Here is a 14,273-nt window from a genome sequence, read left to right on the forward strand (position 1 = left end):
TGGGTCGCACCATGCCTCTCCCGGATCTGTCCCCCGAACAGCGCGCCGCCGCACTGGAGAAGGCCGCCGCCGCCCGCAAGGCCCGTGCCGAGCTGCGCGAGCGGCTCAAGAGCAAGGGTGCCACCGTGGGCGACGTCCTCCGCCAGGGCGAGAGCGACGAGGTCATCGGCAAGATGCGTGTCTCCGCGGTCCTGGAGTCCCTGCCCGGCGTGGGCAAGGCGCGGGCTGCCAAGATCATGGAGCGGCTCGAGATCTCCCCGACCCGCCGGGTGCGCGGTCTGGGTGCCAACCAGCGCAAGGCCCTCGAAGCGGAGTTCGGTGGCGAGAAGGTCGCCGCCGAGCAGGTCGCCGCGGAGGGCTGACCCGCACGGCGAGGCACCGGAGGCCGAGGACGACGACGCGTGGGACGTGCTGCCGAGGAGCGCCCCCCGGCCCGGCTGACCGTGCTCTCCGGACCCTCCGGGGTCGGCAAGGGCACGGTCGTGGCCGAGGTCCGGCGCCGGTACCCGGACGTCTGGGTGTCGGTGTCGGCCACCACCCGGCGGCCCCGGCCGGGTGAGGTCGACGGGGTGCACTACTCCTTCCTGACCGACGCGGAGTTCGACCGGCTGGTCGCCGAGGACGGCCTGCTGGAGTGGGCCGAGTACGCCGGCAACCGCTACGGCACGCCGGCCGCTCCGGTGCGCGCGCGCCTGGCCACCGGGGCGCCGGCGCTGCTGGAGATCGAGCTGCAGGGCGCCCGGCAGGTCCGGGCCCGCGACGCCGACGCCCAGCTGGTGTTCCTGGCGCCGCCGTCGTGGGCCGAGCTGGTCAGCCGGCTGGCCGGCCGCGGCTCGGAGCCACCCGCCGTCCAGGAGCGCCGGCTGGCCATCGCCCAGGCCGAACTGGACGCGTCCGGGGAGTTCGACGTGGTGGTCGTCAACGACGACGTCGCACGGGCGGCGGACGAGTTGGTATCCTTGCTGACTGCGCCGTCGTCCGGCCGTCCCGTGCGGGGCAGCGGCGCTCCTGAGTGACGGGCCCCGGTCCCGCCGCCCGACACTCCCGTCGAACGACCGCAAGGAGCAGGCCCGCCCGTGTCCGGAGTCGCACCCGCCCCCGAGGGCATCACCAACCCGCCGATCGACGAGCTGCTCGAGCGCACCAGCAGCAAGTACGGCCTGGTGATCTTCGCCGCCAAGCGCGCGCGCCAGATCAACGCCTACTACAGCCAGCTCTCCGAGGGCCTGCTGGAGTACGTCGGCCCGCTGGTCGACACCGCCCCGCAGGAGAAGCCGCTGTCGATCGCGCTGCGCGAGATCAACGAGGGGCTGCTCACCCACACCGCCGGCGAGAACTGAAGAAGGACCCCTCTGCCCCCCACGCCTCGCGAGCTCGGCGTGGGCCCCTGCAGAGGGGCCGTGCCCGCCCGATCTGATGACCACGCCCCCGGTTCGCGCCGGGGGCGTCGTCGTGTGTGGAGGATGAGCCGCATGGCGAGGATCGTGCTGGGCGTGAGCGGCGGCGTCGCCGCGTACAAGGCCGCCCTCCTGCTGCGGGCGTTCACCGAGGCCGGGCACGAGGTCCGCGTCGTGCCGACCCCCGCCGCGCTGCGCTTCGTCGGCGCGGCCACCTTCGAGGCGCTGTCGGGCCACCCGGTCACCACCGACGTCTGGACCGACGTCGACGAGGTGGCCCACGTGCGGATCGGCCAGGCCGCCGACCTCGTCGTCGTCGCCCCCGCCACCGCCGACCTGCTCGCCCGCGCCGCCGCCGGCCGCGCCGACGACCTGCTCGCGGCGACCCTGCTCACCGCGCACTGCCCGGTGGTCTTCGCGCCGGCCATGCACACCGAGATGTGGCTGCACCCGGCCACGCAGGACAACGTCGCCACGCTGCGCCGCCGTGGCGCGATCGTGCTGCCGCCGGCGGTCGGCCGGCTCACCGGACCCGACTCCGGACCCGGCCGCCTGCCCGAGCCCCCCGACATCGCCGCCCTCGCCGCGGTGGTGCTCAGCAACGGCTCGGCGGCACTGGCCCCCGACCTGGCCGGCCGCCGGGTGGTCATCAGCGCCGGCGGTACCCGCGAGCCCCTCGACCCGGTCCGCTACCTGGGCAACCGCTCCTCCGGGAAGCAGGGCTGGGCCCTGGCCCGGGTGGCCGCCGCCCGGGGTGCCGAGGTGGTCCTGGTCGCCGCCAACGTCGACCTGCCGGCCCCGTTCGGGGTCCGCGTCGTCCCGGTCGGGACCGCGGAGGAGCTGCGCGGCGCCGTGCTGGCCGAGGCGGCGGACGCCGACGTCGTCGTCATGTCCGCCGCCGTCGCCGACTTCCGGCCGGCGACGGTCGCGGCCACCAAGCTCAAGAAGGACAGCGCCGCCGAGCCGGACTCGGTGCCGCTGGCGCGCAACCCGGACGTGCTGGTCGAGCTCGTCGGCAAGCGGCCGACCGGGCAGGTGGTGGTCGGCTTCGCCGCCGAGACGGGGGACGACGCCGGCGACGTCCTCACCCACGCGCGCGCCAAGCTGGCCCGCAAGGGGTGCGACCTGCTCGTGGTCAACGACGTCTCCGGCGGCCGGGTGTTCGGCCGGCCGGACAACGCGGCCGTGGTGCTCGGCGCGGACGGCAGCACCACGGAGCTGCCGGAGGGCAGCAAGGACGCCGTCGCCGCCGGGATCTGGACCGCCGTGGCCGCGCGCCTGCGCTGAGCCCACCCGGACGGCGGTCGGCCGCGGGTCGACCCGCGCCGGTACCGTGCACCCGACGCACCTGCCGCCCGGCAGGCCCCGAACCGTCCCCGACCGTCAGGAGCCCCGAGTGCCACGCCGCCTCTTCACGTCCGAGTCGGTGACCGAGGGCCACCCGGACAAGATCGCCGACCAGATCAGCGACTCGATCCTGGACGCGATGCTCCAGCAGGACCCGCGCAGCCGGGTCGCCGTCGAAACGCTCATCACCACCGGCCAGGTGCACATCGCCGGTGAGGTCACCACCGCCGGGTACGTCGACATCGCCGAGATCGTGCGGCGGACGATCCTCGGGATCGGCTACGACTCCTCGCGCAAGGGCTTCGACGGCGCCTCCTGCGGCGTCAGCGTCTCGATCGGCTCCCAGTCGCCCGACATCGCCCAGGGCGTCGACACCGGCTACGAGGCCCGCACGTCCGGCTCGGCCGAGGACGAGATCGAGCGGCAGGGCGCCGGTGACCAGGGCCTGATGTTCGGCTACGCCACCGACGAGACCCCCGAGCTCATGCCGCTGCCGATCGCGCTGGCGCACCGGCTGGCGCGGCGCCTGTCGGCGGTGCGCAAGGACGGCTCGGTGCCCTACCTGCGGCCCGACGGCAAGACCCAGGTCACTGTCGTCTACGAGGACGACCGCCCGGTCGCCGTCGACACCGTGGTCGTCTCCTCCCAGCACGCCGAGGACATCTCCATCGAGCAGCTGCTGGCCCCCGACGTCCAGGAGCTCGTGGTCGAGCCGGAGCTGGCCGCCCTCGGCCTGCCCACCACCGGCTACCGGCTGCTGGTCAACCCGACCGGCAAGTTCGTCATCGGGGGGCCGATGGGCGACGCCGGGCTGACCGGCCGCAAGATCATCGTCGACACGTACGGCGGCATGGCGCGGCACGGCGGCGGCGCGTTCTCCGGAAAGGACCCGTCGAAGGTGGACCGCTCCGGCGCCTACGCGATGCGCTGGGTGGCCAAGAACGTCGTCGCGGCCGGCCTGGCCCGCCGCTGCGAGGTGCAGGTGGCCTACGCGATCGGCGCCGCCCACCCGGTGGGGCTGTTCGTCGAGACCTTCGGCACCGGCACCGTGTCCGACGACGTGCTGGAGAAGGCCATCGGCTCGGTCTTCGACCTGCGCCCGGGCGCGATCGTCCGCGACCTGGACCTGCTGCGCCCGATCTACGCGCCGACGGCGGCCTACGGCCACTTCGGCCGCACGGACGTCGACCTGCCCTGGGAGCGCGTGGACCGCGTCGAGGCGCTCCGCTCGGCGGCCGGAGTCTGAGCGAGGGCCCCCTGCCCCCCGCCGCTCGCACGCTCGCGTCGGGACCCTGCAGGGGGCCGAGGCCGCCGGGAGCGTGACGGCGCTGTCGTCGCCCGTGGGTAGCGTGCTCGCGGTGTCCAGCTCCGCAGGTCCCGAGCCCCGGCCGCGGGTGGCCCGGGTCGTCGTCGACGTGCCCCTGGCGCACCTGGACCGGACCTTCGACTACGCCGTCCCCGACGAGCTGGCCGACGGCGTGCGCCCGGGCTGCCGGGTCCGGGTCCGCTTCGCCGGGCAGCTGGTCGACGGCTTCGTGCTGGAGCTGGGGGAGACCACCGAGCACGGCGGCCGGCTGGCGCCGCTGGCCAAGCTGGTCTCGGCGGAGCCGGTGCTCACCCCCGAGGTCGCCGCGCTGGCCCGTTCGGTCGCCGACCGCTGGGGCGGCACCGTCCCCGACGTCCTGCGGCTGGCGATCCCGCCACGACGGGCCGCCGCGGAGAAGCGCCCCCCGGCCGAGGCGCCGCCGCCCCCACCGCCGCCCGACCCCGCCGGCTTCGCCCGCTACCGGACCGGCCCGGCCCTGCTGACGGCGGTCGCCGAGGGCCGGCCGGCCCGGGCGGTCTGGACGGCGCTGCCCGGCGAGGACTGGCCGGCCCGGCTGGTCGAGCTGTGCCAGGCCGCGCTCTCCGGCGGTCGCGGCGCCCTCGTGGTGGCCCCCGACGGGCGCGACCTGGACCGGCTGGCCGCCGCCGCCGAGGCCCGGCTGCCGAAGGGCTCCTTCGTCGTCCTGCGCGCCGACGCCGCCCCCGACGCCCGCTACCGGCGCTTCCTCGACGCCGTCCGCGGCAGCGCCAAGGTCGTCCTCGGCACCCGGGCCGCGGCGTACGCGCCGGTCGCCGACCTCGCCCTGGTCGCGGTCTGGGACGACGGCGACGACCTGCACGCCGAGCCGCGCGCCCCCTACGCCCACGCCCGCGACGTGCTGGTGCACCGCGCGCACCTGGCCTCCTGCGCCGCCGTCGTCGCGGCGACCGCGCGCAGCGCCGAGGCCCACCTCCTGGTCGACAGCGGGTGGGCGCACGAGCTGGTCGCCGACCGCGCCACCCTGCGCGCCGCCGCGCCGCGGGTGCAGGCCCTGGGTGCCGACGCGGAGCTGGCGCGCGACCCGGCCGCCCGCACCGCCCGGCTGCCCAGCCTCGCCCACCGCGTCGCCCGCCAGACGCTGGCCGACGGGGCGGCGGTGCTCGTGCAGGTGCCCCGGGCCGGCTACGCGCCGGGCCTGGCCTGCGACCGGTGCCGGGCGCCGGCCCGGTGCCCGGTCTGCTCGGGGCCGCTGGGGATCGCGCCGACGCCGGGACCGGGTGGCTCGCGGGTGCCGGCCTGCCGCTGGTGCGCCCGCCCGGCGGCCACCTTCGACTGCCCGCACTGCCACGGCACGAAGCTGCGGGCCTCCGTCGTCGGCGCCACCCGCACCGCCGAGGAGCTGGGGCGGGCCTTCCCCGGCGCGGCGGTGCGGGTGTCCGGGCGCGGATCGGGCGTGCTGGCGTCGGTGCCGCCCGGTCCGGCGCTGGTGGTCGCCACGCCCGGCGCCGAGCCGGTCGCCGAGGGCGGCTACGGGGCCGCGCTGCTGCTGGACTCCTGGGCGCTGCTCGGCCGGGCGGACCTGCGGGCCGGGGAGGAGACCCTGCGCCGGTGGATGAACGCGGCCGCCCTGGTGCGGCCCGCGTCGGCGGGCGGGCAGGTCGTCGTCGCCGCGGACGCCGCACACGCCGTCGTCCAGGCGCTGGTGCGCTGGGACCCCGGCTGGCTGGCCGCCCGGGAGCTCGCCGACCGGCGGGAGCTCGGCTTCCCGCCGGCCACCCGCATGGCCGCGCTGTCGGGCTCGGCACCGGCGCTCGCCGAGTTCCTGGAGGCGGCGCGGCTGCCGGCCGACGCCGACCTGCTGGGTCCCGTGCCCGAGCCCGCGCGCCCGGGTCAGGACGGCGAGCGGGAGCGGTACCTGGTCCGGGTGCCCCGCGGGGAGGGGGCGGCGCTGGCGCACGCGCTGGCCGAGGTGCAGGGGGTGCGCAGCGCGAAGAAGGCGCCCGAGCACGTCCGGGTGCAGCTGGACCCGCTCGACCTCGTGTGAGCGGCGGGGTGTCGCGCGGCGGCAGCGGGGGTAGCGGGGTCGGGGAGCGCTCCAGCCCGTGGGCACCTCGCCGTCCGTCCGAGCCCCGGGAGCACCCGTGACCGCGAGCAACCCCCAACCCGGCGAACCGGGGACCGGCGACCCGGGACCCCAGCCCTCCGACCTCAAGCGCTGGCTGGTCCGCGTCGGGGTCGGCCTCGTGGTCCTGATCGCCGTCCTGACCATCACCGTGTCGATCAGCCGGTGCGGCCCCGACGACGGGCCCAGCGGCGGCGAACCCCAGGGGCTGGCCCCGGCCGTGGTGCAGGTGACCGCCGGGCCCTGAGCCGGCGGCCGGCGGGGCCGGCCCCTCGGCCGGGTCCGTCGCGAGCGACGGGGGAGAGGGCTCCTTCTACGATCGACCGGTGAGCGTCACCCCCATCCGGCTCTACGGCGACCCGGTGCTGCGCACCCCCGCCGCCCCGGTCGTCGACTTCGACGCCGAACTGCGGCAGCTGGTCGCCGACCTGACCGACACCATGCTGGCCGCGAGCGGAGCCGGGCTGGCCGCTCCGCAGCTCGGCGTCGGGCTGCGGGTCTTCACCTGGCACGTGGACGGCGAGGTCGGCCACCTGGTCAACCCCGTCGTGACCCCGGTGGGGGAGGAGATCCAGGAGGGCCCCGAGGGCTGCCTGTCCATCCCGGGGTTCGCCTACGACTGCCGCCGGCACCTCCACGTGGCGGCGACGGGTGTCGACCTGCACGGGGAGCCGGTCCGGGTCGAGGGCTCGCACCTGCTGGCCCGCGCGGTGCAGCACGAGGTGGACCACCTCGACGGCGTGCTGTTCGTCGACCGGCTGGACCCCGGCGCCCGGACGGCCGCGCTGTCGGCGATCGCCGAGGCGGAGTGGTCCGGTATGGCGGCCTGGGCCCCGCGCGTGGAGGTGAGCCCCCACTGAGGCTGCTCTTCGCCGGGACGCCGGAGGCGGCCGTCCCCTCGCTGGACCTGCTGCTCGGCTCCGGGCACGAGGTCGTCGCCGTCCTCACCCGCCCCGACGCACGATCCGGCCGCGGCCGGAAGGTGAGCCGCGCACCGGTCGCCGAGCGGGCCGACGCCGCCGGCGTGCCCGTGCTGCAGCCCCGCTTCCCGCGCGAGCCGGAGTTCCTCGCGGAGCTGGCCGGGCTCGGCGTCGACTGCGCACCGGTGGTGGCCTACGGCGCGCTCGTGCCGCAGGCCGCGCTGGACCTGCCCCGGCACGGGTGGGTGAACCTGCACTTCTCCCTGCTGCCCGCCTGGCGCGGCGCCGCACCCGTGCAGCACGCGGTCATGGCCGGCGACGAGGTCACCGGCGCCTCGACCTTCCGGCTCGAGGCCGGCCTGGACACCGGGCCGGTCTACGGCGTGGTCACCGAGCCGATCGCGCCCCGGGACACCGCCGGGGACCTGCTGGCCCGGCTGGCGGAGAGCGGTGCCCGGCTGCTGCTGGCCACCCTCGACGGGATCGAGGCCGGCACGCTGGCGCCCGTGCCGCAGCCGGGCGACGGGGTCAGCCTGGCTCCGCGGATCGACCCGGCCGACGCCTGCGTCGAGTGGTCGCTGCCCGCGCACGTCGTCGACCGGCGGGTCCGCGGGGTGACCCCGGCGCCCGGTGCGTGGACCACCTGGCGCGGCGACCGCCTCCGGCTCGGCCCGGTGGAGCCGCTGCCCACCTCCCTCGGGCTCGAGCCGGGGGAGCTGTCGGTCGGCTCGACCGGCGTGCTGGTCGGCACCGGGCGCGGCGCGGTCCGCCTCGGTGAGGTGCAGCCGGCGGGCAAGCGGATGCTGCCGGCCGCCGACTGGGCCCGCGGCGCCCGGCCCGCTCCCGGGGAGCGGGTCGGATGACGCGCCCGCCACGCCGGCCCGGCCGGCCCCGCCCGGGACGCCGCGACGGGCACCGCCCGCCGCGCCCGCAGCTCGACGGCGCCCGGCTCACCGCCTACGACGTGCTGGACGCCGTCTCCTCCCGCGAGGCCTACGCCAACCTGCTGCTGCCCCAGCTGCTGCGCGAGCGGCGGCTCGAGGAGCGTGACGCGGCGTTCACCACCCAGCTGGCCTACGGCACCCTGCGCGCGCAGGGGACGCTCGACGCGGTGCTGGCCCGGCTGGTCGACCGGCCCCTGGCCGACCTGGACCCGCGGGTGCTGGACCTCCTGCGGCTGGGCGCCTACCAGCAGCTCGACCTGCGGGTGCCGGCCCACGCCGCGGTGGACACCACCGTGGACCTCACCCGGGCGATCGTCGGGGCGGGCGCCTCCGGCCTGGTCAACGCCGTGCTGCGCAAGGTCGCCGCAGGGGGCGACCGCGCCGCCTGGCTGGACACGCTCGGCGGCGATCCGGAGCGGCGGCTGGCCCTGGCCACCGACCACCCGCCGTGGATCGTCCGCGCGTGGCAGGAGGCCCTGGGCGCGGACGCGGAGCTGGAGCCGGCGCTGCTGGCCGACGACGCCGCGCCCGAGGTGCACCTGGTCGCCCGCCGCGTGGCCCGCGAGCAGCTGGCGGCCGAGTCCGGCGGGCAGCCGGGGCCGTGGTCGCCCTACGCCGTGCGCCTGGGCGGCGGTGACCCCGGGCGGGTCCCGTCGGTCGCCTCCGGCGCCGCGGCGGTGCAGGACGAGGGCAGCCAGCTGGCCGCCCTGCTGCTGGCCCGGGCTCCGCTGGAGGGGCGCGACGAGAACTGGCTGGACGTCTGCGCCGGTCCCGGCGGCAAGGCCGGGCTGCTCGCGGCGGTGCGGCCGGACGGCGTCCGGCTGACCGCCGCCGACCGGGCGCCGCACCGCGCCGAGCTGGTCCGCCGAGCCCTGGCGGGGGAGGAGGACGTGGCGGTCCTCGTGGCCGACGGCCGGCAGCCGCCCTGGGCGCCCGGGTCCTTCGACCGGGTGCTGCTCGACGCGCCCTGCACCGGCCTCGGCGCGCTGCGCCGCCGCCCCGAGGTGCGGTGGCGCCGGACGCCGGACGACGTCCCCCAGCTGGCCGACCTGCAGGCGGCGCTGCTGGACGGTGCCCTCGCCTCGGTGCGCCCCGGCGGCGTGGTGGCCTACGTGACCTGCTCCCCGCACGTCGGGGAGACCGTGGCCGTCGCCGACGCGGCCGCCGCCCGGGACGACGTCGAGGTGCTGCCCGTCGCGCCGCTGTTCCCCGACGTGCCCGGCGTGGCCCGGGGCGCGTACGGGCAGCTGTGGCCGCACCGGCACGGCACCGACGCGATGTTCATGGCCCTGCTGCGCCGCACCCGCTGAGCCGCGGGCCGGTCAGCCGAGGCCGACGATCTCCAGGCCCGCTGCCGCGCCCGCGGCGCAGCTGAGGGCCAGGGTGCCGGCGACCGTGACGGCGCCCAGCACGGTCGGCGCCCGGCGGGGACGCGGCCGCGGCCGGGGTGCGCCCACCTCCAGCACCACGGGCCGGTGCCGGGGGTCCGCCGTGCCGCTGCCGTCGTGCTGCCTGCTCACGAGGGCACCTCCTTCCTGTCCTCGGACCAGGGGGTGTGACGCTCGGCCCACATGGCGGCCGCGGTGCGGTCGGCGACCCCGAGCCGCTGGAAGATGTGCGTGAGGTGCACCTTGACCGTCCGCTCGCTGATCCCGAGCCGGCGGGCGATCGTCTTGTTCGGGTAGCCCAGGTGCAGCAGTTCGAGGACGTCGACCTCGCGCTCGGTCAGCACCGACGCCGGGGTGGGCCGGCGGTCCCGCAGGTCCCGCAGCAGCGAGCGGGCGACGGCCGGGTCGACGGGGGCGCCTCCGGAGGCGACCGTGCGCACCCCGTCGAGGATCTCCTCGGCCTCGCTCTGCTTGAGGAGGTAGCCGTCAGCGCCGGCCGAGACCGCGTCGAGCACCAGTCCGGCGTCGCTGAAGGAGGTCAGGACGAGGATCGCCGGCGGCTCCGGGGTCGCGCGCAGCGCCTGGATGACCGCCACACCGCTGGTGCCCGGCATCGAGAGGTCGAGCAGCACGACGTCCGGGTTGCACTCGGCGACCAGCTCCAGGGCACGCTCCCCGTCGGGGGCGCCGCCGACGCACTCCAGGTCGTCGGTCGTCTCCAGCAGGTGGACCAGTCCGGTCCGGACGACGGCGTGGTCGTCGACCACCAGCACGCGGATCACCGGGCACGCCCTCCCTCGGCGGCGCGCACGTCCGGCCGGCGCGAGCGGGGCAGGTCCAGCGGCACCTGCACCACGAGGCGCGTGCCGTCGCCCGGGGCGCTGGCCGCGGTCAGCGTGCCGCCCACGGCGGCCAGCCGGTCGCCCAGCGCGCGCAGCCCCACGTGCCCGCGCACGCCGCGGACGGCCAGCAGCGCCTCGTCGAAGCCCCGGCCGTCGTCGTCGACCACCAGCGTCGCGTACCGGTCGACGTACCTGACGGCGATCTCGACGTGCCCGGCACCGCTGTGCGCCGAGACGTTGCGCAGCGCCTCCAGGGCGCAGCGGTAGAGCAGGGAGGCGACCGGGCGGGGCAGCTCGTCGGCCTGCTCGACGTCGAGGTCGACGCGCGCCCCGGAGCGGCGCAGCCCCTCGGCGAGGATCGCGAGCGCCGGGCCGAGCCCCGCCTCGGGCAGCCGGGGCGGGTTGAGGTCGACGAGGAGCGTGCGCAGTTCGGACAGGCTCTGCCGCAGCCGGTCGGCGGTCCGGGTGATCAGCGCCGTGGCCTCCGGCTCGGCGGGCGGGCTCCGGCGGGCGGCGTCGAGGTCGAACGTCACCCCGGTGAGTTCCTGGACCACCCCGTCGTGCACCTCCCCGGCGATCCGCCGCCGCTCGGCCTCCGAGGCGTCCACGGCCAGCTGCAGCGCGGCGGCCTCCGCCTCCTGGTGCCGGCGCACCTGGCGGGCCAGCCGCCACGCGAAGGGCACCTGCACCAGCTGCAGCAGCAGCAGGGCGGCCAGCGACGGCGGGGCGAACGTCCACCAGGCCGACGTCGCGGCCCCCACGACGGCGGCGTGGTCCTGGTGCACCTCGACCAGCAGTCGCGTGCCCACGGCGTCGCGCACGCCGACGTAGACCTCGAGCACCGTCGCCCCGTCCGGTTCCCGCGTGTCGACGGCGGAGACGGCGGACCCCGATTCGAGGGCCTGCCGCGCCTCGGCGGGCAGCGGGAAGGTCTGCCCGACGATGGTGCGGTCGTCGGACCACCGCACCAGCCCCGTGTCGTCGAAGACGGTCAGCCCGGTCACCGGGCCGGAGGCGGCGACCGCCGCGACGTCGGTGCGCAGCTGGGCGCGGGCCGCCTCGTCGCCGGCCACGAGGGCACGGTCCAGCAGCGGGACGACGACGCCGTGCGCCACGACTCGCGCCACCCGCTCGGCGGACCGGACACCCTGCTCCAGCCCGGCGGAGCGGGCCAGCACACCCAGCACGGCCGCGAGCGCGAGGGTCACCAGCACCCCGGCGACGGTGAAGCGGACCACCGAGGTGGTCACCGTGGGCTGCCGGCGTTGGGCACCGGCCGTGAGCTGGCTCACAACGGGCAGGTTAACGGCGCGGACCCCGCCCGCGGAGCCTCCGCGACGCGATCCGGGCCCGGGACGGACAGGTCGTGACGAAGGTCCCCGGGTGCCGGTGAGGAAGGGGGCGGCCACGACCGACGACGGGCCCGGGTCCTCCGCCCTCCCGGGGTCCCGGTGCGCGCTGGACCCCGGCGCCGTCCCCCGATCGGGTGGTGCGCCCCGGGAACCACCCGGGCGTCCCGAGCGACTACCGCTGCGTGAGCACTCGCAGTTCGGCCGTGCGCCGGTTCCTGGCCACCGGCGTCCTGGCCGCCGCCCTCGTCCTCGCCGGCACCGGCACCGCGGCCGCGCACGTCGGGGTCAGCGCCCCCGGGGCCACCGCCGGCACCGGCCCGGTGACCGTGACGTTCTCGGCGGCGTCGGAGGCGGCGGCCGGCATCGCCGGGTTCCGCACCCAGCTGCCCCCGGGCATCCCGCCGGCCTCGGTGACGCTGGCCTCGGGGCCGGCCGGCTGGGCGCTCACGCCCACGGCCGACGGGTACGAGGTCGGCGGCCCGCCCCTGGCCCCGGGAGCCGACGCCGAGTACGCGATCACCGTCGCCCAGTTGCCGTTCGAGGTGACCGAGCTGGCGTTCCCGACCATCCAGCGCTACGCCGACGGCACCGAGGACGCGTGGATCGAGCAGGCGGCCCCCGGCGCGCCCGAGCCCGAGCAGCCGGCCCCGGTCCTCACCGTGGCGCCGGGCGCCCCCGCCCCGGCGAGCGCCGCCCCGCCCGCCCCGACGACGGCTCCGGAGACGCCGGCCGCGGCGCCGACCCAGGCGGCGCCGGCCACCACCCCCGCGGCGGAGCCGGGCGAGAACGGCGTGAGCAGCGGCTGGATCGCCGGCGCCGTCGTCCTCGCGGTGGCCGCCCTCGGTGCCGGCCTCTGGTTCCGCTCCCGCTCCCGTGCCGGGCAGGGAGGGCCGCCCGCCTAGACTCGGCACCCGTGCCCCGGACCCCGATGATCGCGCCCAGCCTGCTGTCGGCGGACTTCGCCCGGCTGGCCGACGAGGTGCAGCGGGTGGCCGACGCCGACTGGCTGCACGTCGACGTCATGGACGCGCACTTCGTCCCCAACCTCACGCTCGGCCTGCCGGTCGTGCAGGCGATCCAGGCGGTCAGCCCGGTGCCGCTGGACTGCCACCTGATGATCGAGGCCCCCGAGCGGTGGGCGCCGGGCTACGCCGAGGCCGGTGCCCGCAACGTCACGGTGCACGCCGAGGCCTGCACCGACCCCCGCGCGGTGGCCCGGGACCTGCGGGCGGCCGGGGCGCTGGCCGGGCTGGCCCTCAAGCCCGGGACGCCGCTGGAGGGGTACCTCGACGTCCTCCGCGACTTCGACACCCTGCTGGTCATGACCGTCGAGCCCGGCTTCGGCGGGCAGGAGTTCATGGCCGAGGTGCTGCCCAAGGTCCGCCGGGCCCGCGAGCTGACCGACACCGGCCACCTGCGGCTGCTGGTCGAGGTCGACGGCGGCATCAACGCCGACACCATCGAGCAGGCCGCCGAGGCCGGGGCCGACGTCTTCGTCGCGGGCTCGGCGGTCTACGGCGCCGACGACCCGGCGCGCGCGATCGCGGCACTGCGCGCGCAGGCCGCGTCGGCCGTGACGGGGTGAGCGCCACCCCCGTCGAACTCGCCGCCATGGCGCGGGCCCGCGAGCTCGCCGCCGGCGTGCTCGGCACGACCAGCCCCAACCCGGCCGTCGGTGCCGTCGTCCTGGCCGCCGACGGCACGCCGGTGGGGGAGGGCGCGACCGCGCCGCCCGGCGGTCCGCACGCCGAGATCCGTGCGCTGGCCCGGGCCGGCGACCGCGCCCGCGGCGGCACCGCCGTCGTCACCCTGGAGCCGTGCGCGCACACCGGCCGCACCGGCCCGTGCGCCGACGCCCTCCTGGCCGCCGGCGTCGCGCGGGTCGTCATCGCCGTCCCTGAGCCCACCTCGCTGGCCGGCGGTGGGGCGGAGCGGCTGCGCGCGGCCGGCGTCGACGTCGTCCTCGGGGTGGAGCAGGCCCAGGCCGAGGACGGTGCGCTCGCCGCGTGGCTGACCGGCGTGCGCGAGCAGAGGCCGCAGGTGGTCTGGAAGGCCGCCGGCACCCTCGACGGGCGGGTCGCGGCCGCCGACGGCAGCAGCCGCTGGGTCACCGGGCCCGAGGCCCGGGCCGCCGTCCACCGGCTGCGCGCCACCTGCGACGCCGTCGTCGTCGGGTCGGGCACCGCGCTGGCCGACGACCCGCAGCTCACCGTCCGCGACGCCGCGGGACGGAACGCCGGCCGGCAGCCGCTGCGGGTGGTGCTGGACCGCCGGGGCCGGCTGCCGGGCACCGCCCGCGTCCGGGACGACGCCGCGCCGACCCTGGTGAGCACCGCGGCCACCCCGCGCGACCTGCTGGCGGAGCTGTTCGCCCGCGACGTGCGGCGGGTACTGCTCGAGGGCGGCCCGACCCTCGCCGCGGCGTTCCTCCGGGACGGCCTGGTCGACGAGGCCGTCGTGCACCTGGCACCGAGACTCCTGGGCGCCGGGGCATCCCTGGTGGGCGACCTGGGAATCACCACCATCGGCGACGCGCTGAGCCTGACGGTCGTGGACGTCACCCGCCTGGGCGGGGACGTGGAGCTCCGGCTACGACCGACCCGGCACACTGGACGTGTGGGCGGGTCCGCGGACGGACGCGCGGTAGGGAGTTGA

The 14,273-nt window shown here is 77.7% G+C and carries 16 protein-coding genes; 13 read left to right on the top strand and 3 right to left on the bottom strand.

Translation table 11 applies throughout. From position 1 onward, the window contains the following. Nucleotides 1-11 precede the first annotated feature (11 nt). The 10 genes from mihF to PGN05_RS03825 all read left to right on the top strand — a co-directional run bounded on the left by mihF (nt 12) and on the right by PGN05_RS03825 (nt 9,346). Nucleotides 12-362, top strand: coding sequence for an integration host factor, actinobacterial type (mihF, locus tag PGN05_RS03780; RefSeq protein WP_419751187.1), 351 nt, complete (start codon nt 12-14; stop codon nt 360-362). Nucleotides 363-401: 39 nt separating this feature from the next. Further along, on the top strand, nt 402-1,016 hold the full coding sequence (gene gmk, locus PGN05_RS03785) for a guanylate kinase (RefSeq protein WP_419751188.1): 615 nt from the start codon (nt 402-404) through the stop codon (nt 1,014-1,016). Nucleotides 1,017-1,076: 60 nt separating this feature from the next. Next, nucleotides 1,077-1,340, top strand: a complete 264-nt coding sequence (gene rpoZ / locus PGN05_RS03790; RefSeq protein WP_012949163.1) for a DNA-directed RNA polymerase subunit omega — start codon at nt 1,077-1,079, stop codon at nt 1,338-1,340. Between the two features lie 132 nt (nt 1,341-1,472). Further along, nucleotides 1,473-2,684 (top strand): bifunctional phosphopantothenoylcysteine decarboxylase/phosphopantothenate--cysteine ligase CoaBC, encoded by a 1,212-nt coding sequence (coaBC, locus tag PGN05_RS03795; RefSeq protein WP_419751189.1) that lies wholly within the window; start codon nt 1,473-1,475, stop codon nt 2,682-2,684. 109 nt (nt 2,685-2,793) lie between these two features. Then, a complete protein-coding gene (metK, locus tag PGN05_RS03800) occupies nt 2,794-3,990 on the top strand; it encodes a methionine adenosyltransferase (protein ID WP_419751190.1) in 1,197 nt (398 codons plus the stop codon). Between the two features lie 112 nt (nt 3,991-4,102). After that, complete coding sequence (locus tag PGN05_RS03805; RefSeq protein ID WP_419751191.1) at nt 4,103-6,094, top strand: primosomal protein N'; 1,992 nt, start codon at nt 4,103-4,105, stop codon at nt 6,092-6,094. Between the two features lie 97 nt (nt 6,095-6,191). Then, the gene (locus PGN05_RS03810) at nt 6,192-6,419 is read left to right on the top strand and encodes a hypothetical protein (protein WP_419751192.1); all 228 of its coding nucleotides are present in this window, start codon (nt 6,192-6,194) and stop codon (nt 6,417-6,419) included. A gap of 79 nt (nt 6,420-6,498) precedes the next feature. Continuing rightward, nucleotides 6,499-7,032: a peptide deformylase gene (def, locus tag PGN05_RS03815; protein ID WP_419751193.1), complete on the top strand. Its 534-nt coding sequence runs from the start codon at nt 6,499-6,501 to the stop codon at nt 7,030-7,032. Next, nucleotides 6,981-7,955, top strand: a complete 975-nt coding sequence (gene fmt / locus PGN05_RS03820; RefSeq protein WP_419751194.1) for a methionyl-tRNA formyltransferase — start codon at nt 6,981-6,983, stop codon at nt 7,953-7,955. The genes def and fmt overlap by 52 nt, the downstream gene beginning before the upstream one ends. Then, complete coding sequence (locus PGN05_RS03825) at nt 7,952-9,346, top strand: RsmB/NOP family class I SAM-dependent RNA methyltransferase (RefSeq protein WP_419751195.1); 1,395 nt, start codon at nt 7,952-7,954, stop codon at nt 9,344-9,346. The genes fmt and PGN05_RS03825 overlap by 4 nt, the downstream gene beginning before the upstream one ends. A 12-nt stretch (nt 9,347-9,358) precedes the next feature. Here the strand turns inward: PGN05_RS03825 and PGN05_RS03830 are convergent, their stop codons facing one another. Genes PGN05_RS03830 through PGN05_RS03840 form a run of 3 tightly spaced genes read right to left on the bottom strand, consistent with a single transcriptional unit; the run spans nt 9,359 to nt 11,558 of the window. Further along, nucleotides 9,359-9,556: a hypothetical protein gene (locus PGN05_RS03830; protein ID WP_419751196.1), complete on the bottom strand. Its 198-nt coding sequence runs from the start codon at nt 9,554-9,556 to the stop codon at nt 9,359-9,361. Continuing rightward, entirely contained in the window at nt 9,553-10,206 is a 654-nt protein-coding gene (locus PGN05_RS03835) for a response regulator (protein WP_419751197.1), read from the bottom strand. Before PGN05_RS03835 ends, PGN05_RS03830 begins: the two co-directional genes overlap by 4 nt. Next, entirely contained in the window at nt 10,203-11,558 is a 1,356-nt protein-coding gene (locus tag PGN05_RS03840) for a sensor histidine kinase (RefSeq protein WP_419751198.1), read from the bottom strand. The genes PGN05_RS03835 and PGN05_RS03840 overlap by 4 nt, the downstream gene beginning before the upstream one ends. 242 nt (nt 11,559-11,800) lie before the next feature. On the opposite strand from PGN05_RS03840, the gene PGN05_RS03845 reads away from it, so the two are divergent. From PGN05_RS03845 to ribD, 3 genes are read left to right on the top strand one after another with little or no spacing between them, the layout of a single operon-like run. Continuing rightward, nucleotides 11,801-12,520, top strand: coding sequence for a DUF1775 domain-containing protein (locus PGN05_RS03845; protein WP_419751199.1), 720 nt, complete (start codon nt 11,801-11,803; stop codon nt 12,518-12,520). An 11-nt stretch (nt 12,521-12,531) separates the two neighbouring features. After that, complete coding sequence (rpe, locus tag PGN05_RS03850) at nt 12,532-13,203, top strand: ribulose-phosphate 3-epimerase (RefSeq protein WP_419751200.1); 672 nt, start codon at nt 12,532-12,534, stop codon at nt 13,201-13,203. After that, nucleotides 13,200-14,273: a bifunctional diaminohydroxyphosphoribosylaminopyrimidine deaminase/5-amino-6-(5-phosphoribosylamino)uracil reductase RibD gene (gene ribD / locus PGN05_RS03855; RefSeq protein ID WP_419751201.1), complete on the top strand. Its 1,074-nt coding sequence runs from the start codon at nt 13,200-13,202 to the stop codon at nt 14,271-14,273. The genes rpe and ribD overlap by 4 nt, the downstream gene beginning before the upstream one ends.

Source organism: Geodermatophilus sp. CPCC 206100 (genome assembly GCF_048569675.1).
Lineage (GTDB): Bacteria > Actinomycetota > Actinomycetes > Mycobacteriales > Geodermatophilaceae > Geodermatophilus.